The organism is Gordonia sp. CNJ-863 (genome assembly GCF_001942325.1).
GTDB classification, from domain to species: domain Bacteria; phylum Actinomycetota; class Actinomycetes; order Mycobacteriales; family Mycobacteriaceae; genus Gordonia; species Gordonia alkanivorans.
In genome coordinates this window covers 86,716-112,281 of the sequence record NZ_MKKG01000044.1, presented here as the reverse complement: position 1 = coordinate 112,281, position 25,566 = coordinate 86,716, and the positions used below count along the sequence as shown (strand labels likewise).

The following is a 25,566-nucleotide window of genomic DNA, read 5'->3' as shown; positions in this document are numbered from 1 at the left end:
CTCAGCGGGTCGGGGAGAACCGGCGCAACCGCAGGCTGTTTCCCACGACGAACACCGAGGAGAGTGCCATCGCAGCCCCGGCGATCATCGGATTCAGCATTCCGGCGGCCGCCAACGGGATCGCGGCGACGTTGTAACCGAAGGCCCAGAACAGGTTTCCCTTGATCGTGCCGAGGGTTCGACGCGCCAGTCTGATGGCGTCGGCGACCACGCGTAGGTCACCGCTCACAACCGTGAGGTCGCTGGCCGCCATCGCAACGTCGGTGCCGGTGCCCATGGCGAGACCGAGGTCCGCCTGCGCCAGTGCCGCGGCGTCGTTGATGCCGTCGCCGACCATCGCCACCACGCGGCCCTGCTCCTGGAGTTCGGCGATCACCTCGAGCTTGCGCTGCGGGCTGACACCCGCGGTCACGTCGTCGATCCCGACCTCGTCGGCCACTGCGCGGGCCGCACCCTCGTTGTCGCCGGTGAGCAGCTTCGGCGTGAGACCCAGGCGCCGGAACTCGGCGATGGCCTCTGCCGACGACTCCTTGATCCGGTCGGCCACCGCGATCACGCCGACCGGAACCGGTTCGGACGCATCCTCTTTCGTATCCCCGACAAGCACGACGACCGCTGTCGCGCCACCCGACTCGGCGGTCGACACCGCGGTCGCGAGGTCGGCGGGTATCTGTACGGTCACCTTGCTGGGCGAGAGGACCCGGACTCGCCTGTCTCCCACGGTGCCGGCAACACCGGCACCTTGCGTGGACACGAAATCCCGGGCCTTCTCCGACACGTGCTCACGCCCCGCGTCGACGACGGCGCGTCCGATCGGGTGCTCCGACCCGGCCTCCACTGCCGCCGCCCACGCGAGGACCTGCGACTCGTCCCTACCGGCGGCCGCGGTCACCGTCGACACCGACATGTCGCCGGTGGTGACGGTGCCGGTCTTGTCCAGCACGATGGTGTCGACGCGCCGGGTCGACTCCAGCACCTCGGGCCCCTTCAGCAGGATGCCCAGCTGTGCGCCGCGGCCCGTGCCGACCATCAGAGCGGTCGGAGTGGCGAGCCCGAGCGCACACGGGCAGGCGATGATGAGGACCGCCACCGCCGCGGTGAAGGCGAAGGTCACGTCACCGCCTGCGAAGTCATCCAACGACGCCGCACCCAGCCAGAAGCCCAGCGTGGCAACGGAGATCGCGATCACCGCGGGCACGAACACCGAGGAGATGCGGTCGGCCAGACGCTGCGCGTCGGCCTTGCCCTCCTGCGCGGCGGCGACCATGCGTGCCATCTGCGAGAGCGCGGTGTCGGAACCCACCGCGGTCGCCCGGACGACGAGCAGTCCGCTGGTGTTGACGGTGGCGCCGATGACCGCATCACCCGCGGTCACCTCGACCGGGATCGATTCCCCGGACACCATCGACGCGTCGATTGCCGAAGCACCCTCGATCACGACGCCGTCGGTCGCGATCTTCTCTCCCGGCCGCACGACGAACTCGTCGCCGACGACCAACTGGCCGATGGGAATTCGGGTCTCGACGCCGCTCTCTGAATCCTGGGCCCGCTCGCTTCGCTCCCGGCGCCCGCGGACCACGACATCCTTGGCCCCGAGGTCCATGAGTGCACGTAGTGCATCACCGGCGCGCCGCTTGGATCGCTTCTCGAAGTAGCGACCCGCCAGCAGGAAGGTCGTGACGCCCGCGGCCGCCTCGAGGTAGATGTGCGATGCCCCATCGGTTCGTTGGGGCAGCAGGTCGAATCCGTGGGTGAGGCCGGGCGTACCGGCCGTGCCGAGGAAGAGGGCGTACAGCGACCAGCCGAACGCGGCGAGCGTGCCGACCGACACGAGCGTGTCCATCGTGGTCGCGCCGTGCCGCAGGTTGATCCAGGCCGCGCGGTGGAACGGGTAGGCGCCCCACACGACCACCGGCGCGGCCAGCGTCAGGGACAGCCACTGCCAGTAGGTGAACTGCCAGGCCGGGATCATCGCCAGCGCGATCACCGGGACCGACAGCACCGCCGACACGATCAGCCGCTGCCGAAGCGCGTCGAGTTCCGGATCTGCGGTCGGTGCGGTGTCGGTCGTGTCCGCTTCCGACCCGGTCGGCGGGTCGGGCAGGATCGGCGCGGCGTCGTAACCGGCGGCCCGGACCACCTCGATGAGGTCGTCGGCGGCGAGACCGGTGGGGACCTCGACGTGGGCGCGTTCGGTCGCGTAGTTCACCGAGGCGGTCACGCCGTCGAGTTTGTTGAGTTTTCGCTCGATGCGGTTCGCACACGACGCGCAGGTCATGCCGGAGATGTCGAGGTCGACCAGTTGCAGGCCAGGACTCGCGGACATCAGTGGTCGCCTCCATTCGTCACGTCGTCGTGATCGGTGTCGGTGTGTGTCGTGTCGCCTCGTGGGCTGGAGTCGGGAACGGTCGTCTCTACGACGCCGTGCGAGGGTGCGTCGTGGGTGACCGGCTCGGGTTGCGGTCCCCATGCCCGGCCGACGCCGAAGGCGATCGCGAAAGCGGCGATCAGCGCGACGACGTAGGCCAGAGGACCCGTGGGGATGCTCATGTCAGATCAGTGAATACCCGGCTTCGGCGACCGCTCCGGCGATCTCCTCGCGCGGGATCTCACGATCGGCGACGACGCGCACGGCTCCGTTCTCGAGGGTGACGTCGACGCTGGTGACGCCGGCGATCTCCTCGATCTCCTCGCGGACGGAGGCGACGCAGTGGCCGCAGGTCATGCCGGTGACGGTGTAGTTGCTGGTGGTGCTCATCCGTACTCCTCTGGTTGAAGTCTCGTGGGTGTGGCCGAACGTCGACGTCAGGACTTCACGAGCCGCGCGATCGCGGCCATGGCCTCGTCGACCTTCTCCTTGCCGGCCGCGTCGCTCTCCTGCGCGGCGCGCACGACGCAGTGGGCCATGTGCTCCTCGAGCAGACCCAGGCTGACCGCCTGCAGTGCCTTGGTCATGGCCGACACCTGGGTGAGGATGTCGATGCAGTACGAGTCCTCTTCGACCATGCGCTGCAACCCACGTGCCTGACCCTCGATGCGGCGGAGTCGCTTGAGGTAGTCGTCCTTGCGGCCGATGTAGCCGTGCTGGTGCTCGTCCATGTCGCTCCTGTTGTGACGGGTACCCCTCAGGGGTATGCCTCACCAGGTATACCAGCGTTCAACCGTCGACGGTACCCCCCTACCGTATGTGATCGCGATCGGCGGCCGTCGAGCGCGAGCGCAACGCGTAACCCCGACACGGGCGCGTCGGGGTTCGGGGATCGCGGGAGCTACGGCCGCAATGCGGCGGCGAGGCGCGCCAGGGCTACGGCGACGTCGTCGAGGGCCGCGCTGATCTCGGCGCGACGTGCGGCTTCGGCTGCGGAAACCGGCTCCGAGGAATGGTCGGCAACCTCTGCCTGCGCATCCGGGACAACCCCGGGCGGGACAGCTGCGCCCGCCGGAGAAGCGGCCTGCGGCACCACCGGGCCGGGTTGCGCCGGGCCGAGTGCCGCAGGGTTGGGTGCTGCAGGGTTGGGTGCTGCGGCGTTCGGTGCCGGAGCGTTCGGTGCCGCCGGGCCGGAAACGTCTCGGCCCGGCGCGACGGACCGGTGGCGTCGGCCGTGGTAGTCCTCGGCGGCGATCGGTTCGGCGTTCGTCGACCGGCGGCCGCCGCGGTATCCCGACTCAGGCGTGGGTTCGGGCTCGGCCCTGTGGGCCGACTCGGGAGCAGGTGCCCCGGCCGGGGGAAGCGGTGCGGGCGGCTGATGCGAGTCCGGCAACCGGTGCGACCCCATCCGCTGCGGATGCGGGGCCGGCGGCTGCGACCCCGTCCGGTCGGGACCGGGAGCAGGGCGTTGATGATGACCGGTTCCGGCACCGGACATCACCGACGGGGCGTGCCCGTTCGAATGCGCATAGAAATGGGGTTCGCCGTGGCCGACGAAGAAGACGCAGCCGACGCCTTCCGGCGATGGGACCGGGCACGGGTTGCGTTCGATGAGGGACTGGGCGCGATCGTCGAAGTCGTTCCACTCGAGCCAGAGGCGGCGGTCGTGCCGCGGGTGGGTGCTCGCATCGGTCGCGTGGTTCCCGCGATGGCCGATCGCGAGACGGCACTGCAACAACCAATCGGAGTCACCCGACAGTCCCAGCGCCGCCCGTTCGGTCGGCCGGCACACCACCGTCGACCAACAGCCTTCGCCGTTCATACGGACTCCCCTTCATACCTGCAGTACTTCACGTCTACGCGCGCCATCCAGCCATGCCACGCCGGTCTTCGCAGTGGTTCTCGAGTGTTCGTGCCGACCTCGGCTCGCCCCCCGGCAAGCGCCACGGCGTCCCCGGCGGCCGCGGTGCTGTGAAGATCCCGGGCGTCAGTCTACGAAGGAGGCCGGTCCGGTGCCACCCTGTTCGCCCCCGCGCGTCCCGGCGACAAACATCACGATCCGGCGATTCACCTCCTCCGGGCGATCGAGGTGGAGGAAGTGTCCGGCGTCCGCGATGACCGCGGCGGCACTGCCGTCGGGCAACACGCCCCGCACGTGGTCGGTGAATCTCGACTGCATGCAGCCGTCGTCGGCGCCGTGCAGATACAGCGTGCGGCAACGGGGTTCACCCAACCAGGCGTCGCGGAGGTCGGCGTACCGCGGATCGGTCCGGGGTCGGAGCATCGCGCGGTAGTAGCCCAGGGCGGCAGCGCGATGTGCGCGTGTCGGCAGGGCGGCCAGGGCACGGTCGACGTCGAGGTCGTAATTCGGCCGCGGGGTTCCGGGGCGTCGGATCCGCCAGCGTCGCCACAGCAGGGGGATCAGCCAGTCGAGACTCCGCTCGGGCAGCCACGGCAATTGGTTGAACCCGATGTACCAGCTCATCGTCGCCTGTCGTGCCAGGAGTCGGACCGCTCCCGGCCCCTCGGCGACCGCGCGCCGGATGGCGGGTATCGGCGGAACAGACATCGCGACCACCGCCGAGTACGGGTTGTCCGAACGGTGCGACAGGGCGTTGACCGTCAACGAACCCCAGTCGTGCCCGATGAGTACCGCGTCGGGACCGGCGCCCACCGCACGGTGGATCTCGCGGGCGTCGTAGGCGAGGGCCGCGACATGAAAGTCCTTGTCCCGCGGGATGTCCGACGGAGCGTACCCACGGGTGAACGGTGCGACGACGCGATATCCGGCGGCGACGAGTTCGGGCGCGAGGAGACGCCACGTCCACGCCGAATCGGGAAAGCCGTGCAGACACACCGCAACCGGGCCGTCGACCGGGCCCCACACCAGCGCGTGGAGGGTGATGTGTCCGAGGTCGATGGTCTCGTGTCGCGGGGTATCGGAGTGGTCGTGGGGTTCGGCGTCGTGCGCGTCTGGTGAGCTCTGGGTCATCGGCGCCAATGTATCGCTCGTATCCGACGACCGCATCTACTTGCGTGTTCGGGTGCGCGGCGCGCGCCTGGTGTTCAGACCGCGATGCCGGCGAATCCCGACTCGCGGATCTCCCCGTCGACGAGGCGGAAGGTGTGGGATTCCCCGACCTCGGCCGTGAGTGGGCAGTCCGTTCGGACGTGAGCGCCGCGCGACTCGGTCCGGGCGGTCGCGGCTGCGACGACCGCGGACGCGGTCAGCGTGAGTGCCGCGTCCTCGACCTCGCGCACCGTTGCGGGGATTCGCCGAGGCGCACTCGCGATCGTCGCCGCCGCGGCTGCCAGTCCGTCGGCGGACCGGCGGAGAGCCACCCGGCGCGACATCGTGTCCTGGAGCAGGTCGCGGTCGAGGATCGGCGCCGGTCCCGGCGTCGTGACGGGAACCGGGCGCGTCGGCCGCAGGTGACGTCGTCCAACGGCGACCGCTGCGGCACGGCGTCCCATGACGAGCCCTTCGAGCAGGCTGTTCGACGCCAGCCGGTTGGCCCCGTGCAGGCCGGTCCGCGCGACCTCCCCGGCTGCCAGGAGACCGTCGACGGCGGTGCGCGCCTCGTCGTCGGTCACCACGCCACCGCAGAGGTAGTGGGCACCCGGCACGACGGGGATGCGGTTGTCGGCAGGGTCGATACCGGCCGCCCGGATTCCGGCGCTCACCGTCGGGAATCGCCGCTCGAAGTCGGGCAACCCACTGATGTCGAGGTAGACGCACGGATGCCCGGTCAGCTCGATGGCGGTCTCCACGGCGTTCGCGACCACATCGCGTGGTGCGAGGTCGCCCATGGGGTGCACGCCGTCGGTCACCGACCGTCCGTGCACGTCGACGAGTCGACCGCCCTCCCCTCGCACGGCCTCGCTGATGAGCGTCCGGCGTCCGCGGGCGCCCGGCGTGTAGAGCATCGTCGGGTGGAACTGGATGAACTCGAGGTCGGCGACGTGCGCACCCGCCCGCAGCGCCAGCGCGATGCCGTCGCAGGTGGCACCGGACGGGTTGGTCGTCGCCGCGTAGAGATGCCCCGCACCGCCCGTGGCGAGCAGGACGGTCGGCGCGTCGACCACACCCCATCGAGCGTTCCGCAGATACGAGACCCCCGCGACCCGGCCGTCGTCGACCCGGATCCCGGTCACGATGGCGTCGTCGAGAAAGCGGATGCACCGCCCGGGGCCGGCTTCCCGCTGCGCGACGGCGTTGTGGAGCGCTCGCTGGATCGCGGCGCCCGTGGCATCGCCGCCGGCGTGGATGATCCGTCGCACCGAATGGCCGCCTTCACGCGTGCGCAGGAGCTCGCCGTCCGCATCGCGATCGAAGTCGGCGCCCCACGCGATCAGCGCGGACACCGACGACCATCCGTCGGCCAGGATCGGGCGCGACGCCACGGGGTCGGTGAGGCCGCCGCCCGCGGCGAGCGTGTCGGCGAGGTGCAGATCGATCGAGTCGACGTCGTCCGGACCGGTCGAGCGGACATCGGGCATGACCACCGCGACGCCGCCCTGGGCGTAGAACGTCGAGGTCGGCTGCTCCCCACGGTCGGGACGCCAGCTCGGGCCCTTGTTGACCACGACGACCGAGAGTCCGCTCTGTGCGGCGCAGAGTGCGGCGGTCAGGCCCGCGATACCGGCCCCCACCACGACGAGATCGGCACGGTCCGCGTCACCCGCGTCCGCCCCCGGTCCGTATGTGGACGTACTCATGTCATCCGCCTTTCGCCGGTCGTACTGTCTCAACTCCGGCGGGATGTTTTCGATTCCCAGTCGAAAACCCTACCCCGCAGCTCCCGGCGGCGAAATGTTTGATCGCGCCTGATCGCGGCAACCCCGACCACCATGAAAACCCTCTGGTTCGACCCGGCGAACGACTCCGATCACGCCGGGCTCCCCGACGTGCGTCCCGAGACCACCCCGTTCGGGACCGTCGACACCTATGACCAGATTGTCGTCGGCGGGGGCATCACCGGCCTGACCACGGGACTTCTGCTGGCGCGGGCCGGACAGAAGGTCGCCGTCCTCGAAGCCCGCCACATCGGCGCCGCCGCGACCGGCCACACCACCGGCAAGCTGTCGCTGCTGCAGGGCACGCGGTTGTCGTCGATCTCGAGTCGGCACGGGAAGCCCGCAGTGCAGGACTACGTCGACGCGAACCTCGAGGGCCAGGCCTGGCTCCGGCACTACCTCACCCACCGGGGTCTGCAGGTCGACGAGCGTGCGGCGCTGACCTTCGCCGCCACCGCGTCGGGTGCGAAGACCGTGGAGAAGGAGTTCGAGGCCTGCCGGGCGCACGACATCCCGGTCGAACACGTCGACGTTCCGGAACTCCCGTTCGACGTCAAGACGGCCATCCGTCTCGACGGGCAAGCGCAGATCGACCCGATGGTGGTGCTGCGCGCCCTCGCCGACGACCTGCGCGGGCACGGCGGCCACCTGTACGAGGGCGTCCGCGTGCAGGGCTTGCGCCACGGCACGCCGCACACCCTCACCACCGATGCCGGCGACGTCCGAGCCGAATCGGTCGTGATCGCGACCGGTGTTCCGTTCCTCGATCGCGCCGGGTTCTTCGCGCGGGTGCATCCGCAGCGCTCGTACGCGGCGGCGTTCACCGTCGACGAGGAGATCCCGCGCGAGATGTATCTCGGCGCCGACAATCCGTCGGTCTCGCTGCGGACCGCGACCCGACCGGGCTACGACGGCGAGCTGCTGATGGTCGGCGGCTTCGGACACGAGGTGGGCCGCACGAAATCCGAACGGCAGCATGCCCTGGACATGATCGCGTGGACCGAGAAGCATTTCCCCACCGCCCGCATGGTGGCGCGATGGTCGGCGCAGGATTACACGACGATCGACGAATTGCCCTACGTCGGACCACTTCTCCCCGGCATGGAGAGCGTTCAGGTCGCCACCGGGTTCGCCAAGTGGGGGCTCACCAACGGCGTCGCGGCGGCGTTGTCGATGACCGGGCGCATCCTCGGTTCGGAACCCCACTGGTCCAAGACCGTTCGCCCCTGGCGCTCCTCCGAGATCACCAAGCCCGGATCACTGGCGTCGGCAGCATCGGCCAACGCGCAGGTGGCCGCCTACATGGTGGGCGGCTACCTCGGCCTGCTGAAACCGGCGAACTCCTCACCCGCCGAGGGCGACGGCAGCGTCGGGCATTCCGGGGCCTCACCGAAGGGCGTGTGCACCGTGGCGGGCCAGACGCAGTCCGTCGCACCGCTGTGCACCCATCTGTACGGCGTGCTGCGCTGGAACGACGCCGAGCAGTCCTGGGACTGTCCGCTGCACGGCTCTCGGTTCAGTCATTCCGGCGAGGTACTCGAAGGTCCTGCGACTCGAAAGCTGTTCTCGCAGGACTCCTCCGACAGCTGATCCGCAGCACGTCACCGCGCGCCGAGAATCCGCCGGAACGCCGGTCCGGTCACCGTCGCGACGGGGCGTTGCAGAGCGCCGGCCAGCAGTCGGACGCCCAGGTCGAGGACCCGTGCGTCGATCCCGACGAGGATTCGGTCGCGGTCACCCAGCACCCCCGCGAGGATCGCGGTCGCCGCGGCGTCGGGGCGGGCACCTGGCAGTCGCCGGTCGAATCCCTTGGTGACGTACTCTCGCACCGCCGGGTCCACGTACCGGGCCCGCCGGGCGATCGCAGTGTGCACGACCCCCGGGCACACGATATGGATACGGGCTCGGGAGTCGTTCGCGCGCAACTGTTTCTGCATGCTCTCCGAGAACCCGCGAGCAGCGAACTTCGACGCCGAGTACGCGGACTGCGCGGGGGACCCCATCAACCCGAATGCGCTCGAGGTGTTCACGATTCGTCCACCAACGGCATCGACATACGGGAGAAACGCTCGCGTACCGTTCACCACGCCACCGAAGTTGACGGCCATGATCCGCCGCGCGTAGTCGTCGTCCTCGTCGAGGACCGACGCGACCATGGTAATGCCGGCGTTGTTGAACACCAGCGCGGGTGCACCGTGCCGTCGCGTCACCTCGTCGGCGTAGGCGGTGACAGCCGCGGCGTCGGCGACATCCACCTCGGTGGCGTCCGGTTCCACCCCATGGCGTGCCACCGATCTCGCGGTCTCGGCAAGGGCCCGCGTGTCCACGTCACTGATCAGCACTGGAATCCCCGCCGCGGCCACCCTGTTCGCCAGCGATCGACCCATGCCCGAGCCGGCGCCGGTGATCACGGCGATCCGCCCCGCACACAACCGGCGGAGGCGTTCGTCGGTGACTCGCGGATGCCACACGTGGCCCAGATTCAGGGAGATCTTCACCGTTTCGGACTACCCGCGCGGTCACGTCCTACACCTTCGCGCCGCGTTTGCCACGCGACCGGACGGGTATCCCTTCCACCCATGGGCCGGACGGCCCGCGTAGCAGCGAAGGGAGTTGGGGCGAGTGTCGGACGCGGTCGTGGTCGGCGCCGGACACAACGGGCTCATCTCCGCCATCAGGCTGGCCGACGCCGGCTGGGACGTCACGGTCCTCGAAGCCGCCCCCGAGGTCGGCGGCGCGATCAAGAGTGCCGAGCTGACCCCCGGTTATGTCACCGATCTGTTCAGCGCTTTCTATCCTCTTGCGGTCGCCTCCCCCGTGTTCACCGACCTCGCACTCGACGAACACGGCCTGAAGTGGAGCCGGGCACCGCTGGCGTTCGGCCACCCGGCCGGCCCCGAGGACGACGACGCCCCGGTCATCCACCCCGACGCCGCCGACACCGCAGCCCACCTTGCCACCTTCGACCGCCGCGACGGCCAGGCCTGGCTCGATCTGGTCGGTCAATGGGAGACGCTCCGACCCGCCATCCTCAACACCCTCTTCGGGCCGTTTCCGCCGGTTCGCGCGGTCCTGTCCCTCCTGCGCTCGATCGGCACCGCGGAAGCACTGCGTCTCGCGCGGTTCCTGGTGCTCCCGGCCGACCAGATGGTGCGAGAGCTCTTCCGCAGCGAGAAGGCCGGATTACTCATCCTGGGCAACGCATTGCATGCCGACATCCCCCTTCACGCACCGGGGAGCGGCGTGATGGGATACCTGCTGACCATGTTGGGTCAGGACACCGGATACCCGGTTCCAGTCGGTGGGGCGAGCGCCCTCTCGGCCGCACTCCGGCGTCGCGCAGAGAGTGCTGGTGCACAGATACATTGCGGCAGCCGAGTCTCCTGGATCGATGTCCGGGGCGGCCGGGCGGTCGGCGTCGTCGACCGCGGCGGACGGCGGTGGAAGGCCGATCGGGCCGTCCTCGCCGACGTCTCGGCATCTGCGCTCTACACAGAACTGCTCTCGCCAGCCGACGTGCCAGCGCGGGTGCTCGACGACCTCCAGCGGTTCGTCTGGGACACCCCGGTCGTGAAGGTGAACTATGCGATCGACGGGAAGATCCCCTGGCGCAGCTCGAATCTGACCGGAGCGGGGACCGTGCATCTCGGGGCGGACGCACGCAACATCGCCTACTCCACCGCCGACATCGAGACCGGCAACATCCCGGAACACCCGTTCCTGCTGTTCGGTCAGATGACGACGGCTGACGCGGGGAGGTCGCCTACCGGCACCGAGAGCGCGTGGTCTTACAGCCATCTCCCCCGTGGCGTCACCGACGACGAGGCCGCTCGACTCCTCGCCGCTCGAATGGACGAGGTCCTCGAGGAACACGCTCCGGGTGTCTCGGACATGATGGTCGGCCGCCACGTGCAGACCCCACACGACCTGCAGACCGCCAACGCAAACCTCGTTCACGGGACGGTGAACGGCGGTACGGCACAACTGTTCCAGCAGTTGGTCTTCCGGCCGACGCCGAACCTCGGTGGCGCCACGACCCCCGTGGACCGCCTATACCTCGCGGGGTCAGCCGCACATCCCGGAGGCGGAGTCCACGGCGCCTGCGGCAGCAACGCCGCCCGCGCCGCCCTCGCCTCTGACGGCCTGCGCGGGCTACCACGACGGACGTTGAGCCGCACCATCAGCAGACACCTCACCAAGTCCCGAGACAAAGACTGAACGGAGAACATTCCATGAATCGCGTCGAACGCCACACATCCGCAACTCCCGCACAGGTCTGGTCGGTGCTGTCCAACGGTTGGCTCTACGCCTCCTGGGTGGTCGGCGCATCACGCATCCGCGACGTCGATGCCAACTGGCCTCAGGCCGGGTCGAGGATCCACCACTCGGTGGGTGTCTGGCCGGCGCTGCTCAACGACGAGACCACATCGTGCGAATCCAAGGCCGGGCTGCTGGAGCTCTCCGCCGCCGGCTGGCCCTTCGGTCGCGCCCGCATCCGGATGACGATCGAGAAGGACGGCAACGGCTCGATCATCGGTATGGAAGAGTTCGTCGAGACCGCACCACTGAAATGGATTCCGCCGGTTGTGCAGCAGACGGCCATGTCTCCCCGGCTGAACGAGTGTCTGACCCGTCTGGCAATGCTCGCCGAGCGCCAACCCAGCTGACCTTCCCCGCCGTTCGCGGGTAACCGTCTACATGGCGTCTGCGCCCTTCGATATCAGGAAGGGCGGCACACGACCTTGATGGTGTCCAGATCGTCGTCTGCGGCATCGGGCAGGTTCATCCCTGCGTTCTTGCCGGTCCGCAGGTACTCGACCACCGCATCGTTCAGCACCTCGCCCGGGACCACCACCGGGATGCCGGGGGGATACGGCGTGATCTGTTCGGCGGCAACATGTCCCGGCGCGTCGTCGAGTGGTACCCGCTCGGTGTCTCCGAAGAACGCATCCCGCGGGAGCATCCTTGTCTCCAGCTGCAGCTCCTCCGGAGTCGGTTGGTGGATCGCCGGAGGGTGATCGAAAGATCCTGCGGCGGAAGCGAGGTCGCTCAGCGCGGTGAGCAACCGATCCGCGGTGTCCTCGTCGTCCGCGTGTGAGATGGTGGCGAGGATACGGCGGTGGTCACTCATTCCGACGTCGACGCAGTGGTGCGATCGGAGCCAGTCCGCACACTGATAGCCGCTGGCCCCGAGATCTCGGACGTCGATCAGGACCTGCATCTCGTCGAGATCGTGACTGGCCTCCTCGTGGAGCAGTTCGTCGTGCATCACGATCAGACCCTCCATCTCGTCGACGCTCCGTCGTATGTGTCGGGCCAACTCCAATCCACCACCGAAGATTTCGCGACCCGATTCGACCATGTTCCGGCGCCAACCGTCGAGCGCGGCGTAAATCGGGACACTCGGGCTCGTGGTCATGAGCAGGTCTGCACACTGGGACAGCCGGGAGCGGTCGATCAGGTCCCCCTGTACGTGGAACACCGACCCCTGTTCGAATCCCGCGCCCATCTTGTGAACGCTGACGACGCACAGGTCGGCTCCGGCATACATTGCCCACGTAGGCAGCTCGTCGTGGAACGGCAGGTGCGCACCCCACGCCTCGTCGACGATCAAGGGCTTGCCGTACTCGTGACACACGTCGGCGATCGCCCGGATGTCCGCGCAGGTGCCGTACGGCGTCGGACTGACGATGAGGAGGCCGGCCGCCTGCGGATCCGTCTCCCACGCCTTGCGTACCTCCTCGGGCGACGGCGGATGCGTCAGGTGGAGATTCTCGTCCCAGCGCGGGCGCACCCACCGTGGACGAAGGCCGGAGAAGATCAACCCGGCGACGATCGACTTGTGCGCGTCCCGGGTGATGAGCAGTTCACCGCCTTCACCGCCGGCCACCGCCATCATCGCTGCCTTCACCGACAACGAACTGCCGCAGGTGGAGAAGAATGCCAGTTCGGCTCCGACGGCATCCGCCATCAGCTCTTCGGCGTCGGACAAGTAGGCGTTGGACATCCGCCTGTCGTCGAGGCCGCCGGACGCGAGGACATCCGATTCGAACGCGGCCGCTCCGATCGTGGTACGGGTGCGCTCGTCGACGCCTCTCCCCTGCCGGTGGCCGGGCGGCGTGTAGCCGTATCGGTTGTTGCGACGGTACTTGTCGAGCGCTTCCAGGAGCGGAGCTCGAGATTGATCCAGAGACGGCATGTCGGACTCCGATCAGTTTGTGGCAGCACGATGCTGCGGGTCAGTGGGATTCGCTCATCTCGCCGCCCTGCGACGACTGCGCTGCGCGGCGTCGCAGGCGTTCTCGATAACCGTACGTCGCCCGGAGCACGTCGTCGTGGCTGTCGGCGCTGGACCCCAGCGCGCCGGCGAAGATCCCCATCGAGGTCGCCAGCCAGGCGAGGTTGAGGTAATTGTTCAGTCCTGCTTGAAATCCGAGCTGTGAGGACAGGAAGGTCTCGTCGATGACGGTCATCGCGGCGACGAGGACCGCGAGGAACAGGCCGACGTAGAGAACCACCGCGCTGAAGACGACGGTGCAGACCGTGGCCGTGTTGTAGAGGCGGGCGCGGGGCCGGTAGGTGTCGGTGGTCCGCTCCCAGAGGCGGTTGTTGACGATCAGCCAGAGTGTCGCCAGCACCATCGACAATACGGAGATGGCGGCCAGGCGCCACGGACTGAGCGCGTTGGCCATCGACCAGATGGTGGAGAAGAAGACACCGAACGACGCCGCCGCGGCCGCCGCTGCTGTCATACCCGTGAGCATCGGGATCAGACGCCACGGCCGGTTGCCGCGGACCATCCCCGCCGTCAGCAGCGCTCGCGAGACAAGACCCTGGGCCACAACGTATTCCGTCTCGCCGTCCCGTTCGACCACCAGTCCGCGAGACAGTTCGAACGGCTCGGTCGAGGAATCCTTGAGCACGGACACGACCATCGTGATCAGTTTTCCCAGCCGTCGGCGGGGCGAGGGCCCCAGCGCCGGCAGCGAGATCACCGCGGCGCCGCGTTCCCGGTCGAGTTCGGCCAGCACGACGCTGTCCCGGGCACGGGTGTCACCACCGAGCCCACTGAACAGACGGGGCATCTCCGTCACGAAGACCACGACCTCGTCCGGAATCCGGTCGGATCCCCAGACGGTCTCGAGATCACCGCGCGGGGTCATCTGAAGTGTTGTGTCACGGGTGACCGTGACCCCGCGGTAGTCCATACCGAACCGTTCGGCTATGCCGCGAATCCGGTCTTCCCCGTTGGTGATCAGCGTCTCCGGCAACCCGTGCTCGGCCACCATGCGCAGACTCGGGATACTCCTGCCCTCCTGGCGCTCGACGGTTGTGGAATCCACCGACGGCCTCCTCGGCGCTGGTCAGTCCGGCGGCTCGGGGTCGCCGGACGCAGGTGCCTCGAGATCGTCCTCGTCGTCGGATGTGGATGTCGGTTCAGCCGACGTCGGCTTCTCATCGGGTTCGTCGACGTGTTCCGCCTCGAGTTCGTCGACCTTGCGGCGCGCGTCGTCGGGTGTCTGGTCCGGTGTGCCGGTCTCGGCCGGCTCCATCGGAAGCTCTTCGGACATGTAGGGCCTTCACCACCAATCCTTTTCGGGTATCCGTCAGATGTCCGGTTTCCCGGTACGGACGTGTTCCAAACGCCGCCCCACGCCCCACGCGCTGGACTCGAAGTGTGGGACCCCGGTGACGCGGGTATGCGACTGACATGTCAGACGAACCACGCGAGTCAATGGACCCAGCACCGGAGGGGACACCCGACCTCGAGGCCGGTGGCGGCGTCGCGCCCGGCGACACCCCTCCCGATACCCCTCAGACGTCAGGCCTTTCGCACGAACAACCCGATCGGACCAAACGCTTCCCGGCCGGCGGGGTCGGCGCATTGCTGGGCGTCGGGCTGCTGGTGATCGCGATGGTGGTGATCATCATCGGGCTCATCACGATGGTTTTCTGAGGTCCGATCGGCCCGTCGGCGATCGGGAAGGATCGTCGAGGACCTGGCGTCGTGCCGAATTCCGTTGCGCCAGGGCACCATCTGTGTCGCGCCCACCCCCTCATGAGTGAAGGGAAGTTCGACGTGTCGCGGCGCATCGGTGCGTTGCTCGACCGGCGCGAGTTCCGTTGACGTCATGCGCGGCCGCCTCCTCGAGGTTGGTGCGGATTGTTCCGCGTACGGATTCCCAGCAACGAGTACATCAAACATCCGGCCCGGCCGCCGGTTGAGCGGACCGGGCCGAGACGAGTCGTCGGGTCAGAGCGTGGCCGTGTCGATGACGAACCGGTAGCGCACGTCCGAGGCGACCACCCGGTCGTACGCCTCGTTGATCCGGTCGGCGGAGATCACCTCGATCTCGGCACCGATACCGTGCTCGGCGCAGAAGTCGAGCATCTCCTGGGTCTGGGCGATCCCACCGATCATCGAACCGGAGAAGCTTCGGCGCTTGCCGATCAGCGCGCCCGCCGGGACCTCGATCGGATGTTCGGGCAGACCGAGTTCGACGAGCGTGCCGTCGAGCGCGAGCATGCCGAGGTATTTCCCGATGTCGAGGTTGGCCGACACGGTGTTGAGGATGAGGTCGAACCGCCCCCGCAACTCGCGGAAGGTCTGCGGATCACTCGTCGCGTAGTAGTGGTCGGCGCCCAGGCGCAGCCCGTCCTCCATCTTCTTCAGCGACTGCGACAGGACCGTCACCTCCGCGCCGAGTGCGTGCGCGATCTTGACGCCGACGTGTCCGAGACCGCCGAGCCCGATGACGGCCACCTTCTTGCCGGGACCCGCCTCCCAGTGTCGCAGCGGCGAATACAGGGTGATCCCGGCGCACAGCAGCGGAGCCGCCACGTCGAGCGCGATGCCCTCCGGGATGCGGCAGACATAGTTCTCGTCGACGACGATGGATGTGCTGTATCCACCGTGGGTGCGTTGCCCGTCACGGCCGGTCGCGTTGTAGGTTCCGGTGTTTCCCCGCTCGCAGTACTGCTCCTCACCGAGGCGGCACGGCTCGCATTCACGACAGGAGTCGACGAAGCAGCCGACGCCGACGCGATCGCCGACGGCGTAGCGGGTGACGCCTGCACCGACGGCCGAGACCGTACCGGCGATCTCGTGCCCCGGCACCACCGGGAACTTGGTGCCGTTCCACTCGTTTCGCGCCGTGTGGATGTCGGAGTGGCAGATGCCGGCGTAGGCGATGGCGATCGCGACGTCGTTCGGCCCGAGGTCGCGTCGCTCGATCGTGGTCGGTTCGAGCGGGCGATCCGCTGCCGTGGCTATGTACGCGTTGACCGTCGTGGGCATACGGGGATCTCCTAGGGGGTGGGGTGCTAGAGGGTGTCGACACTGTTCGCGGTCGAAGGACCGATGCGCGAGGGCGCATGGGTCGGCACGGAACAAGTCTGCCGTCGTCCGTGCGTCTCCGCCACCTCGGCACGTCGGAGCCCGACGCAGCCCGTGGAGACACTGGATCGGACATCGATGATCGTTACAATGGCCGACGGTGACTATCAACAGCTCGGCCGACGACGGCCGGCGCACGCAGTTGCACCCGGTGTCGCCCATCGCCGAGGTCACGCGATTCGGGACGACCACTGCGCACGCGGCTGCGGGCCTCGGACGCTTCGTCCTCCACACGGCAGGCGACGCGCTGCGCGGTCGCGCACCCAGTGCTGCGCGCGCCGCGCATGAACTACGCGCCACCTTCGAACATCTCGGCCCGACGTATGTGAAGCTCGGGCAGCTCATCGCCTCCAGTCCCGGCGTCTTCTCCGACGCCCTCTCCTCGGAATTCGAGTCGCTGCTCGACCGCGTGAAGCCGGCCGATCCCGACGCGATGCGCGCACAGTTCGTCGCCGAACTCGGCCGCCCGCCCGAAGAGGTGTTCGCACAGTTCGATCCGGTGCCGATCGCCTCGGCGTCTATCGCCCAGGTCCACACCGCGACCCTGCACAGCGGCGACGAGGTGGTCGTCAAGATCCAGCGACCCGGGATCGCCGACCGCCTGGCCCCCGACGTCGCGATCCTCGAGAGGGTCGCCGGTCTCGTCGAGATCTCCGAGTACGGCCGGATGCTCAGTGCACGCCACGTCGTCGAGGACTTCGCGGCCGGTCTGGACGCCGAACTCGATTTTCGGATCGAGGCCGACACCATGCGCGAGTGGTTCGAATGCCTACAGCCGGGCCCCTTCGGCGACCGCGTCCGTGTGCCGCGCGTCTACGACGAGTTCACGACGCCGCGCGTGCTGACGATGGAGCGCATCCACGCCGTCCGGATCGACGACGCCGCGGCGGTCCGGGCGGCCGGGCACGACGGCGTCGCGCTGTGCCGCAACCTCTTGTTGTCGCTGCTCGACTCGGCATTCCACGGCGGTCTCTTCCACGGCGACCTGCACGCCGGGAACGTCCTCGTCGATGACGCCGGGAAGATCGTGCTGCTCGACTTCGGCATCGTCGGGCGGTTCACGCCCCGCACCCGTCGCATCCTCCGCCAGCTCGTCGTCGACCTGGTGGTCCGCGCGGACTACGAATCCGCGGGTCGAGCGATCTTCTTGCTCGGCGCCGTGCACAAGCCCGGGTCGACCACCAAGGGCGCCGAGGACATCAAGAAGGTGACGACCCCGTTGTCGACGACCGATCTGGGCTCGATGTCCTACACCGACCTGGGCCGACAGCTCGCCGCGGTGGCCAAGGCCCACGACGCCCGACTCCCCCGCGAGCTGGTTCTGGTCGGCAAACAGCTGCTGTACGTCGAGAAGTACACGAAGCTCCTGGCCCCGAGGTGGAAAGCGATGTCCGACAAAGAGATTTACGGGTACATGGCCGGCATCCTGAAGGAGGCCGAACGCGATCGGCGCGCCGACCGGACCCGCACGAACTGATGCACGATCGCGAATCCCGGCATGTCGGGCCTACTGACGCGTACGGAACGCGAGACGCCCGCTAGGGTGATACCGATTACGCTGCTGATTCACAGGAGTCACACATGAGACGTTTCGTGCCGGCACTGCTGGCCTTTTTCGGTGCCGCGTTCCTCGCGGTCGCCCTTGCCATCCCGCTGTACCTGGTGCCGACGCTGAAGGTGGTGCCCCTCGACCTCGACATCACCTCGGATGCCACGACCGTCGCCGCCGACGGGTCCACCGGTGACCGCTTCCCGGCGGTGATCTTCGACCGTTGCTCGGTGTCGGAGGATCGTGCCCGCACATTCGAGGCGCATCTCACCCAGCAACGCCGCTCGGTGATCGTCGAGCCTTCGGACAGCCGCCAGGCGACTCTGCAGTCCGCGCAGACCGTCCTGATCGACCGCCTGCGCGACGCCGACGGTCAGGAGACCGAGCCCACCGTCGCCGCTGCCGGCGAGACCCGTACCTGTAAGGACGGCCTGCTCACCGCGAGCATCGACCGCGTGTCGGTGAACCGCAAGACGTCGGTCCCCAACGGTGCCGTGAGTTCGCTGCAGCTCGAGGCCGTGCCGCCGGGCGGCAACGTCAACGACGTCTCGGTCGCCCTGGACAACCGCAAGGGCTTCCAGTACAAGTTCGGGTTCGACGTCCAGCAGCGCGACTACCTCTACTACGACCTCAACACCCGCCAGGACTGCACCGCGAAGTTCCAGGACGAGGTCGAGATCAAGGGCATCAAGACCCTTCACTTCGCCTGCGACGTCCCGGAGAAGGACCTGTCGAGCCTGCCGAACGCCCAGGGCGAAGCCGCCCTCGGCACCATGCTGACGATGCCTGCCAAGTGGTGGGGCATCAGCGGTCAGGGCGTCCGCCCGAACGATCCGATCACGATGCACCGCCACGCTGCGGCGGTGCGCCACGTCTACGTCGAGCCGATCACCGGCACCATCGTCGACGGCCGTGAGGATCAGCACCAGTACTTCAAGTCGCCCGACCAGAGCGAGTCCAACCCCGAGGTCGTCCGCAACTTCCGCATGGACGCGCTGAAGGGCACCTTCAAGTGGGCCGACGGGATCGTCACCAAGCAGGCCGACACCGCCAGCGGATACGTGACGCAGCTGAAGCTCCTGGGCTTCTGGCTGCCGATCGTCCTCGGCGTGCTCGGCGTGATCATGCTGGCGCTTGCGGCCTTCATGTTCTTCCGCGGACGTCGCGACGACGCCGCCGTGGCCACCGCAGGCCCGGCTGCCACCGCGCCCGCCGCAGATGACCGCCGGACTTCCATGATCAAGCGGGACGGTCCGGCGGCCGGTACCGCATCGTCGGCCGGCAACCCGTGGGAGCGTCCGACCGAGCAGATCCCGAAGGTCGACGGCGGCGAACCGCCCGCCGACGACTCGTCGACGCGCTCCTTCCGCAAGCAGCCGCCGCCCGAGTAGGGCCAGCTGCCAGAACGACCACCGCGGGTGCATCCGGATCACCGGATGCACCCGCGGTGTTTTCGTATGGGTGCAGATGTAGCGAAAGGTGTCGGTCGGCGATACGTTCCGCTGCATCTGCCCTCGGCGCTCCCGTCGCGAACCCTCACCAGCCCTTCGAGACGGCCCCTCCGCAAGCTCCGGGACCTCCTCAGGGAGCCGGACGAGAGGCTCCGCAAGCTCCGGGCCGCATGCCACCCGCACAACAACAAGGGCCGGTGACCCGAAGGTCACCGGCCCTTGCCGTTGTCTCTATGAAGTTGCGAGACCGCCTACGCGGCTCAGAAGAACGCCGGGCGGAAGGTCTTGGCCCACGACTCCTTGAAGGTGCTCTGCCAGTAGTCCCACCAGTGCGCACCGTCCGGGGTGATCCGGGTGGTGAGCTTGACGCCCGGAACGAGCGCGACGCGGCCGACGTACAGCTGGCTGCTGGTCGACGCGGCGACCTCCAGCGGGATCATCTGCGCGAACTTGACCGGGTCGAAGTTGCTGCTGGTCGGGTTGACCGACGAGTCGTACTTGCTGCCGACGCCGCTACCGGACGAGATGTAGACGTGCTTGCCGGCCAGGTTGCCCGCGCTCAGGAACGGGTCGTTCTGGAACCAGCTGCCGGCCGGGTAGAAGCCCCACATGTTGGACGGGTTGCCGCCCATCTCGATGACCGAGGCCTGGATGCCCTGGGTGAAGCCCGGCAGGGTGACCGTCGGGTAGCCGCTGTAGGAGGCCACCGCTTGGTAGAAGCCCGGGTGACGCGACGCGAGGTTGAGCGCCGAGGTGCCCGACATCGACAGGCCGGCGATGCCGTTGCGACGGTTGTCGCTGCCATGGCGGGCGGCCATGTAGCGCGGCAGCTCGCGGGTCAGGAAGGTCTCCCACTTGTTGTTGCCGAGCTTGGGGTCGAAGGACTGCCAGTCGGTGTAGAAGCTGCCGCCGCCGCCGAACGGGATGGCGACGTTGGTGCCCTTGCCCGCCATGTAGCGGGCGACATCGGTGTTGATGAGCCAACCGCTGTTGTTGTTGGGGGCACGCAGGCCGTCGAGGAGGTACAGCGTCGGCTTCGGTCCGCCGCCACCAGCCGAGACGATGCACACGGGCACGGTCCGGTTCATGGCGTTCGAGCGGACGTACTCGACGTTGCAACCATTGGCTGCGGACGCCGGCGGAGCTGCGACCAGCGTGGCACCTGACACGGCCACGAGAGCCACGAGTCCGGCGACGAGGCGCTTACGGGCGCGAGTCAGCATTCGTCAGTTTTCCTTTGGATCTCGGCCGGAGCCGGCCGCTTCTGGGTCTTGCCTACCGGGTACTGCGGAAGTCATACGTAGGGGGATTCTATTGATCCCCGTCAGGAGCGGTACCCGTCGTTGTGAAGTGTAACGGCACGATAACGTCGCGGCAAAGGCTGGACGGGCCTTCGTGACACCGATGGGCAGTGGTGCGCGTCACATCTGCCTCATTGTGAACAGCTCATATGACCCATATGCGGCACAAGTGTCGGATTTTGCCCTTTGAACGGACGAAATTGTCGCGACCGCACCGTTATTCGTTTGGGTGGTTAACGGTGATGTGGGGATCAGCTCGATCACCGAGGCAGCCGTATCGGCCATCCAGGCCGCACCCCGACCCCGCACTCATTAGGGTCGGGGCCGTGGACATGGGTGAATACCTCGGCGCCGACGCCACCGCCCTCGCCGGGCTCGTCGCATCGGGTGAGGTCACGGCTGCCGAACTCCTCGACCTGGCGCGGGCCCGTGCCGCCGCGGTGAACCCCGACCTGAATGCGATCGTCATCCCGATCGAGGCCGAGGCCGACCACCGGGCCCGCACAGAGCTGACCGGCCCGTTCGCCGGCGTTCCCTTCCTGATCAAGGACCTCGCGCAGGACTACCGCGGCTATCCGACGACGCGCGGCTCCCGGTCGCTGGCGCGGCACGTCGCCACCGAGCACGCGACGGTCGTCCAGCGCTTCCTCGACGCCGGGCTGGTGGTCTTCGGCAAGACCAACACCCCGGAGTTCGGTTCCAAGGCGATCACCGAATCCGACCTGTGGGGTCCGGCGCGCAACCCCTGGAACCTCGACGTGACCCCCGGCGGCTCATCCGGAGGCAGCGCTGCGGCCGTGGCCGCCGGCGTCGTACCCGCAGCCGGCGCCAACGACGGCGGCGGCTCCATCCGCATCCCGGCGGCCTGTACCGGACTCGTCGGACTGAAGGCGTCGCGCGGCCTGATGCCGTTCGGACCCGCCACCGGCGAGCCGCTCTTCGGGATGGGCGTCGAGGGCGTCGTGACCCGCACGGTGCGCGATGCGGCCGCGCTCTACGACGCGATCATCGGGCCCACCGCGTCGTCGACCTATCCCGCACCCCTCCACACCGAGTCGTTCACGGCGCGGATCGCCACTCCCCCGCGGCTGCTGCGGATCGGGTTCACCACCCGTTCGGCCATCAACCCGGCACCTCATCCCGAGGCGGTCGCGGCCGTCGAGCACGCCGCGCAGCTGCTCACCGAACTCGGCCACCATGTCGAGGAGGTGGACCCGCCGCACGACGACGCGGAGCTGGCACGCGACTTCCTCGAGATCTGGTTCGCCAATGCGGCCGCCCAGGTCGACGAGGCACGCCGCCTGTCCGGCGCGGGGGACGCCGACTTCGAGGCGGACACGCTCGCCCTCGCCGAGATCGGCCGGGCGGCCGGGGTCGTGCCGCTCTTCCGGGCACTCGACCACGTCAACCACCACGTTCGCGCTCTCGAACGCTTCCACGACACGCACGACCTGCTCCTGACCCCGACCCTCGCCGTTCCGCCGCCGGCCGTCGGGTCGATGACGACCCCGCCGCTCCTGCAGCGGGCGGCCCGGCTCGCGGCCCGCGCCCGCGTGGGGAAGGTGATGTCGCGGGTGGGGATCGTCGACCAGCTCATCGAGGAGAACCTCGGCTGGGTGCCCTACACGCAGCTGGCGAACATGACCGGACGTCCGGCGATCAGTGTGCCGCTGCACTGGACCGGGACCGGGCTTCCGCTCGGGGTCCAGTTCGTCGGCCGGTTGGGCGCCGACGGTGATCTCCTGGCGCTCGCCGCATCCCTCGAAGACGCCGCGCCGTGGTTCCACCGGTACGCCGACATCTCGGTGTGACGCGGCGCTAATGTTCTCTCTGGGGCGCGTGTCCGGGTGGGGACAGGCGGCACATCGACGCGGTGAGGAGTTGTCGTGACGAAGCAGGTGGCCGACGCGGTGGTCGTCGGTGCGGGTCTGGCGGGTCTGGTCGCGACATATGAGCTCACCAAGGCCGGACGACGCGTGGTGGTCGTCGACCAGGAGAACCGCAACAATCTTGGCGGACAGGCATTCTGGTCGCTGGGCGGACTCTTCATGGTCGACACCCCCGAACAGCGCAGGCTCGGCATCTCCGACTCCGCGGACCTCGCCCTGCAGGACTGGATGGGGTCGGCGGGATTCGACCGCGACGACGAGGACTACTGGCCGCGTCAGTGGGCCCGGGCCTATGTCGACTTCGCGGCGACCGAGAAGCGGCAGTATCTGCACGATCTCGGGCTGCGCATCACCCCGATCGTCGGCTGGGCCGAACGCGGTGGCGGCTTCGCCGACGGGCACGGCAATTCCGTGCCACGCTTCCACCTCACCTGGGGCACCGGCCCCGAGGTCGTCCGGATCTTCGCCGAACCGGTCCTCGAGGCCGAGAAGCGAGGGCTCGTCGAGTTCCGGTTCCGCCATCGCGTCGACGAACTCATCATCGAAGACGGCGTCGCCGCAGGCGTGCGGGGCGCCACCCTCGCACCGACCGACCTCGAACGCGGCAAGGCGTCGAACCGCGATGTGGTGGGCGACTTCGAGATTCGCGCCGGAGCGGTCATCGTGACGTCCGGCGGCATCGGCCACAACCATGACCTCATCCGCAAGAACTGGCCGGTGGACCGTCTCGGCCCCGCACCCAAGACGATGATCTCCGGCGTCCCGGCACATGTCGACGGACGCATGCTCGGGATCAGCGAGGACGCCGGTGCGAGCATCGTCAACCGCGACCGCATGTGGCACTACACCGAGGGCATCCACAACTGGGACCCGATCTGGCCGGACCACGCCATCCGGATCATCCCGGGACCGTCGTCGTTGTGGCTCGACGCCAACGGCAACCGCCTCGCGCCGCCGAACTTTCCCGGCTTCGACACGAACTCGACGATGAAGGCGATCATGGCCGCCGGTCACGACTACTCGTGGTTCATCCTCACCCAGTCCATCGTCGAGAAGGAGTTCATGCTCTCGGGTTCCGAACAGAACCCCGACATCACCTCCAAGGACCTCAAGCTGGCCGCGAAGAGCCGACTCGCCAAGGGTGCCGCCGGACCGGTGGATGCCTTCGTGCGCAACGGCATCGACTTCGTCGTCGCCGACAACCTGCCCGAGCTGGTCAGCGGGATGAACGCGATCGCCCGCGGCCCCGAGCTCGATCTCGCGCACATCGAACGCGTCATCTCCGCCCGCGACGCCGAGGTGGAGAACAAGTTCTCCAAGGACGCCCAGCTGATGGCGATCAACAACGCCCGACAGTTCATCGGCGACAGGATCGTTCGGGTGGCCAAGCCCCACCGGATCCTCGACCCCGCGCACGGCCCGCTGATCGCGGTGCGGCTCAACGTCCTCACCCGCAAGACCCTCGGCGGCCTCGAGACCAACCTCGACTCGCAGGTGCTGCGACCCGACGGCAGCGCGTTCGACGGCCTGTTCGCGGCCGGCGAGGTCGCGGGTTTCGGCGGCGGCGGTGTGCACGGCTACAACGCCCTCGAGGGCACCTTCCTGGGCGGGTGCATCTTCTCCGGACGTGCCGCCGGAAGGGCCGTCGCGCGCAGCTGATCTCGACGTCCCGGCACGGCGGTTCGGGACGGCTCCGAAAAGGGTTGCCTGCCCTACTTTTTGACGGCACGGTCGGCGATCCCATTTCGGACATGGGTCGGCTAGGGTATTGGGCGTGCCCGTGCCGCAGACGATCCTGACGCGTAAGACCAAGTCGGCGATCTTTCTCGTCCTCACCATCAACGACGGTGGCGAGGACACGGTTCGTGATGTGCTGAAGGAGATCCCGGGACTGAACAACGCGGTGTCCTCGCGCGCACCGGAGGCAGCGTTGGCCGGCATCGTCTCGATCGGCTCCGATGCCTGGGACCGGTTGTTCGACGGCCCCCGCCCGCGTTCGCTGCGGCCGTTCGTCCCCTACGAGGGCGCGGTCCACACCGCGCCGGCGACCCCCGCGGATCTGCTGGTCCACATCAAGTCGGACCAGATGGACCTGTGCTTCGAACTCGGCCGCCTCATCACCGACGCCCTCGGCGACGCGGTGACCGTCGTCGACGAGGTGCACGGCTTCCGCTACTTCGACCTGCGCGACCTCATCGGATTCGTCGACGGCACCGAGAACCCCGTGGGACAGGCAGCGATCGACGCGATCACGGTGGGAGACGAGGACCCCGCCTTCGCCGGCGGCAGCTACGTCGCCATCCAGCGCTACGTCCACGACCTCTCGTCGTGGAACGACCTGAGCACGAGTGAGCAGGAAGCCGCGATCGGGCGCACCAAGCTCGACAACGTCGAGATGTCCGACGACGTGAAACCCCCCAACTCCCACATCGCGCTCAACAAGGTCGAGGACGAGAACGGCGAGGAGATCGACGTCGTCCGCGACAACATGCCCTACGGCGACGTCTCCGGGAACGGCGAGAACGGCACCTTCTACATCGCCTACTCCGCCGGCCCCGACGTCACCGAGGAGATGCTGCGCAAGATGTTCATCGGCGATCCGCCGGGTACCTACGACCGCCTCCTCGACTTCACCACCGCTGTCACCGGGTCGCAGTTCTTCACCCCGACCCTCGACTTCCTCGAGGACCTGCCGCCCGCACCCGGCACAGTCGAGCCCACCGTCGCGGCCCCGGCCCGCCGCACCGACGGTTCCCTGGGGATCGGTTCCCTGCACTAGCGCCACCACAGACAGACCATCGCCCGACACCACCG

22 protein-coding genes are annotated in these 25,566 nt (G+C 68.3%); 9 read left to right on the top strand and 13 right to left on the bottom strand.

The features are described 5' to 3' along the window. Window position 1: 1 nt before the first annotated feature. The 7 genes from BJF87_RS18880 to nadB all read right to left on the bottom strand — a co-directional run bounded on the left by BJF87_RS18880 (window position 2) and on the right by nadB (window position 7,087). Entirely contained in the window at window positions 2-2,326 is a 2,325-nt protein-coding gene (locus tag BJF87_RS18880; RefSeq protein ID WP_075863731.1) for a cation-translocating P-type ATPase, read from the bottom strand. Next, window positions 2,326-2,550, bottom strand: a complete 225-nt coding sequence (locus tag BJF87_RS18875; RefSeq protein WP_075863730.1) for a hypothetical protein — start codon at window positions 2,548-2,550, stop codon at window positions 2,326-2,328. The genes BJF87_RS18880 and BJF87_RS18875 overlap by 1 nt, the downstream gene beginning before the upstream one ends. A gap of 1 nt (window position 2,551) precedes the next feature. Further along, window positions 2,552-2,758, bottom strand: coding sequence for a heavy-metal-associated domain-containing protein (locus BJF87_RS18870; RefSeq protein ID WP_075863729.1), 207 nt, complete (start codon window positions 2,756-2,758; stop codon window positions 2,552-2,554). Window positions 2,759-2,805: 47 nt separating this feature from the next. Then, complete coding sequence (locus BJF87_RS18865) at window positions 2,806-3,099, bottom strand: metal-sensitive transcriptional regulator (RefSeq protein ID WP_006358011.1); 294 nt, start codon at window positions 3,097-3,099, stop codon at window positions 2,806-2,808. A gap of 170 nt (window positions 3,100-3,269) precedes the next feature. Beyond that, entirely contained in the window at window positions 3,270-4,190 is a 921-nt protein-coding gene (locus tag BJF87_RS25935; protein WP_075863728.1) for a hypothetical protein, read from the bottom strand. Window positions 4,191-4,355: 165 nt separating this feature from the next. Beyond that, a complete protein-coding gene (locus BJF87_RS18855; RefSeq protein WP_075863727.1) occupies window positions 4,356-5,360 on the bottom strand; it encodes an alpha/beta fold hydrolase in 1,005 nt (334 codons plus the stop codon). Between the two features lie 74 nt (window positions 5,361-5,434). Further along, entirely contained in the window at window positions 5,435-7,087 is a 1,653-nt protein-coding gene (gene nadB / locus BJF87_RS18850; RefSeq protein ID WP_006358014.1) for an L-aspartate oxidase, read from the bottom strand. 132 nt (window positions 7,088-7,219) lie between these two features. Here nadB and BJF87_RS18845 point away from each other — a divergent pair, with 132 nt between their 5' ends. Next, a complete protein-coding gene (locus BJF87_RS18845) occupies window positions 7,220-8,755 on the top strand; it encodes an FAD-dependent oxidoreductase (protein WP_006358015.1) in 1,536 nt (511 codons plus the stop codon). Window positions 8,756-8,766: 11 nt separating this feature from the next. Here the strand turns inward: BJF87_RS18845 and BJF87_RS18840 are convergent, their stop codons facing one another. Then, window positions 8,767-9,663, bottom strand: a complete 897-nt coding sequence (locus BJF87_RS18840) for an SDR family oxidoreductase (RefSeq protein WP_075863726.1) — start codon at window positions 9,661-9,663, stop codon at window positions 8,767-8,769. A 124-nt stretch (window positions 9,664-9,787) separates the two neighbouring features. Between BJF87_RS18840 and BJF87_RS18835 the strand changes: the two genes are divergently transcribed. Then, window positions 9,788-11,383 (top strand): NAD(P)/FAD-dependent oxidoreductase, encoded by a 1,596-nt coding sequence (locus tag BJF87_RS18835; RefSeq protein WP_075863725.1) that lies wholly within the window; start codon window positions 9,788-9,790, stop codon window positions 11,381-11,383. A gap of 14 nt (window positions 11,384-11,397) precedes the next feature. Further along, window positions 11,398-11,832, top strand: coding sequence for an SRPBCC family protein (locus BJF87_RS18830; RefSeq protein WP_075863724.1), 435 nt, complete (start codon window positions 11,398-11,400; stop codon window positions 11,830-11,832). 53 nt (window positions 11,833-11,885) lie between these two features. Here BJF87_RS18830 and BJF87_RS27125 read toward each other — a convergent pair whose 3' ends face one another. The 3 genes from BJF87_RS27125 to BJF87_RS18815 all read right to left on the bottom strand — a co-directional run bounded on the left by BJF87_RS27125 (window position 11,886) and on the right by BJF87_RS18815 (window position 14,736). Beyond that, window positions 11,886-13,355, bottom strand: a complete 1,470-nt coding sequence (locus tag BJF87_RS27125; RefSeq protein WP_075863771.1) for an aminotransferase class I/II-fold pyridoxal phosphate-dependent enzyme — start codon at window positions 13,353-13,355, stop codon at window positions 11,886-11,888. Between the two features lie 49 nt (window positions 13,356-13,404). Further along, on the bottom strand, window positions 13,405-14,454 hold the full coding sequence (locus BJF87_RS18820; protein ID WP_035753692.1) for a hypothetical protein: 1,050 nt from the start codon (window positions 14,452-14,454) through the stop codon (window positions 13,405-13,407). Between the two features lie 75 nt (window positions 14,455-14,529). Beyond that, window positions 14,530-14,736, bottom strand: a complete 207-nt coding sequence (locus BJF87_RS18815) for a hypothetical protein (protein WP_006358022.1) — start codon at window positions 14,734-14,736, stop codon at window positions 14,530-14,532. A 140-nt stretch (window positions 14,737-14,876) separates the two neighbouring features. On the opposite strand from BJF87_RS18815, the gene BJF87_RS18810 reads away from it, so the two are divergent. After that, window positions 14,877-15,122, top strand: a complete 246-nt coding sequence (locus tag BJF87_RS18810; protein ID WP_035753689.1) for a DUF6480 family protein — start codon at window positions 14,877-14,879, stop codon at window positions 15,120-15,122. Between the two features lie 297 nt (window positions 15,123-15,419). Here BJF87_RS18810 and BJF87_RS18805 read toward each other — a convergent pair whose 3' ends face one another. Beyond that, window positions 15,420-16,463, bottom strand: a complete 1,044-nt coding sequence (locus BJF87_RS18805; RefSeq protein ID WP_006358024.1) for an NAD(P)-dependent alcohol dehydrogenase — start codon at window positions 16,461-16,463, stop codon at window positions 15,420-15,422. A gap of 199 nt (window positions 16,464-16,662) precedes the next feature. Here BJF87_RS18805 and BJF87_RS18800 point away from each other — a divergent pair, with 199 nt between their 5' ends. Together BJF87_RS18800 and BJF87_RS18795 are read left to right on the top strand one after the other, a co-directional pair. Continuing rightward, window positions 16,663-18,039, top strand: a complete 1,377-nt coding sequence (locus BJF87_RS18800; protein ID WP_035753683.1) for an AarF/ABC1/UbiB kinase family protein — start codon at window positions 16,663-16,665, stop codon at window positions 18,037-18,039. Window positions 18,040-18,143: 104 nt separating this feature from the next. Next, on the top strand, window positions 18,144-19,502 hold the full coding sequence (locus BJF87_RS18795) for a DUF3068 domain-containing protein (protein ID WP_035753681.1): 1,359 nt from the start codon (window positions 18,144-18,146) through the stop codon (window positions 19,500-19,502). A gap of 320 nt (window positions 19,503-19,822) precedes the next feature. Here the strand turns inward: BJF87_RS18795 and BJF87_RS18790 are convergent, their stop codons facing one another. After that, window positions 19,823-20,785 carry an alpha/beta hydrolase family protein gene (locus tag BJF87_RS18790; protein ID WP_006358027.1) on the bottom strand — a complete coding sequence of 321 codons (963 nt, stop codon included), beginning with the start codon at window positions 20,783-20,785 and terminating at the stop codon, window positions 19,823-19,825. 410 nt (window positions 20,786-21,195) lie between these two features. Between BJF87_RS18790 and BJF87_RS18785 the strand changes: the two genes are divergently transcribed. From BJF87_RS18785 to BJF87_RS18775, 3 genes are all read left to right on the top strand, one after another. After that, entirely contained in the window at window positions 21,196-22,674 is a 1,479-nt protein-coding gene (locus tag BJF87_RS18785) for an amidase (protein WP_075863723.1), read from the top strand. A gap of 75 nt (window positions 22,675-22,749) precedes the next feature. Then, window positions 22,750-24,411 carry an FAD-binding dehydrogenase gene (locus BJF87_RS18780; RefSeq protein WP_075863722.1) on the top strand — a complete coding sequence of 554 codons (1,662 nt, stop codon included), beginning with the start codon at window positions 22,750-22,752 and terminating at the stop codon, window positions 24,409-24,411. 115 nt (window positions 24,412-24,526) lie between these two features. Beyond that, the gene (locus BJF87_RS18775) at window positions 24,527-25,531 is read left to right on the top strand and encodes a Dyp-type peroxidase (protein ID WP_035753676.1); all 1,005 of its coding nucleotides are present in this window, start codon (window positions 24,527-24,529) and stop codon (window positions 25,529-25,531) included. Window positions 25,532-25,566 lie beyond the last annotated feature (35 nt).

Excerpts from the sequence above, each read along its gene's own strand:
- BJF87_RS18880 (WP_075863731.1), bottom strand. The coding sequence starts at position 2,326 with ATGTCCGCGAGTCCTGGCCTGCAACTGGTCGACCTCGACATCTCCGGC.
- BJF87_RS18875 (WP_075863730.1), bottom strand. The coding sequence starts at position 2,550 with ATGAGCATCCCCACGGGTCCTCTGGCCTACGTCGTCGCGCTGATCGCC.
- BJF87_RS18870 (WP_075863729.1), bottom strand. The coding sequence starts at position 2,758 with ATGAGCACCACCAGCAACTACACCGTCACCGGCATGACCTGCGGCCAC.
- BJF87_RS18865 (WP_006358011.1), bottom strand. The coding sequence starts at position 3,099 with ATGGACGAGCACCAGCACGGCTACATCGGCCGCAAGGACGACTACCTC.
- BJF87_RS25935 (WP_075863728.1), bottom strand. The coding sequence starts at position 4,190 with ATGAACGGCGAAGGCTGTTGGTCGACGGTGGTGTGCCGGCCGACCGAA.
- BJF87_RS18855 (WP_075863727.1), bottom strand. The coding sequence starts at position 5,360 with ATGACCCAGAGCTCACCAGACGCGCACGACGCCGAACCCCACGACCAC.
- nadB (WP_006358014.1), bottom strand. The coding sequence starts at position 7,087 with ATGAGTACGTCCACATACGGACCGGGGGCGGACGCGGGTGACGCGGAC.
- BJF87_RS18845 (WP_006358015.1), top strand. The coding sequence starts at position 7,220 with ATGAAAACCCTCTGGTTCGACCCGGCGAACGACTCCGATCACGCCGGG.
- BJF87_RS18830 (WP_075863724.1), top strand. The coding sequence starts at position 11,398 with ATGAATCGCGTCGAACGCCACACATCCGCAACTCCCGCACAGGTCTGG.
- BJF87_RS18820 (WP_035753692.1), bottom strand. The coding sequence starts at position 14,454 with ATGGTGGCCGAGCACGGGTTGCCGGAGACGCTGATCACCAACGGGGAA.
- BJF87_RS18815 (WP_006358022.1), bottom strand. The coding sequence starts at position 14,736 with ATGTCCGAAGAGCTTCCGATGGAGCCGGCCGAGACCGGCACACCGGAC.
- BJF87_RS18810 (WP_035753689.1), top strand. The coding sequence starts at position 14,877 with ATGTCAGACGAACCACGCGAGTCAATGGACCCAGCACCGGAGGGGACA.
- BJF87_RS18805 (WP_006358024.1), bottom strand. The coding sequence starts at position 16,463 with ATGCCCACGACGGTCAACGCGTACATAGCCACGGCAGCGGATCGCCCG.
- BJF87_RS18795 (WP_035753681.1), top strand. The coding sequence starts at position 18,144 with ATGAGACGTTTCGTGCCGGCACTGCTGGCCTTTTTCGGTGCCGCGTTC.
- BJF87_RS18790 (WP_006358027.1), bottom strand. The coding sequence starts at position 20,785 with ATGCTGACTCGCGCCCGTAAGCGCCTCGTCGCCGGACTCGTGGCTCTC.
- BJF87_RS18785 (WP_075863723.1), top strand. The coding sequence starts at position 21,196 with ATGGGTGAATACCTCGGCGCCGACGCCACCGCCCTCGCCGGGCTCGTC.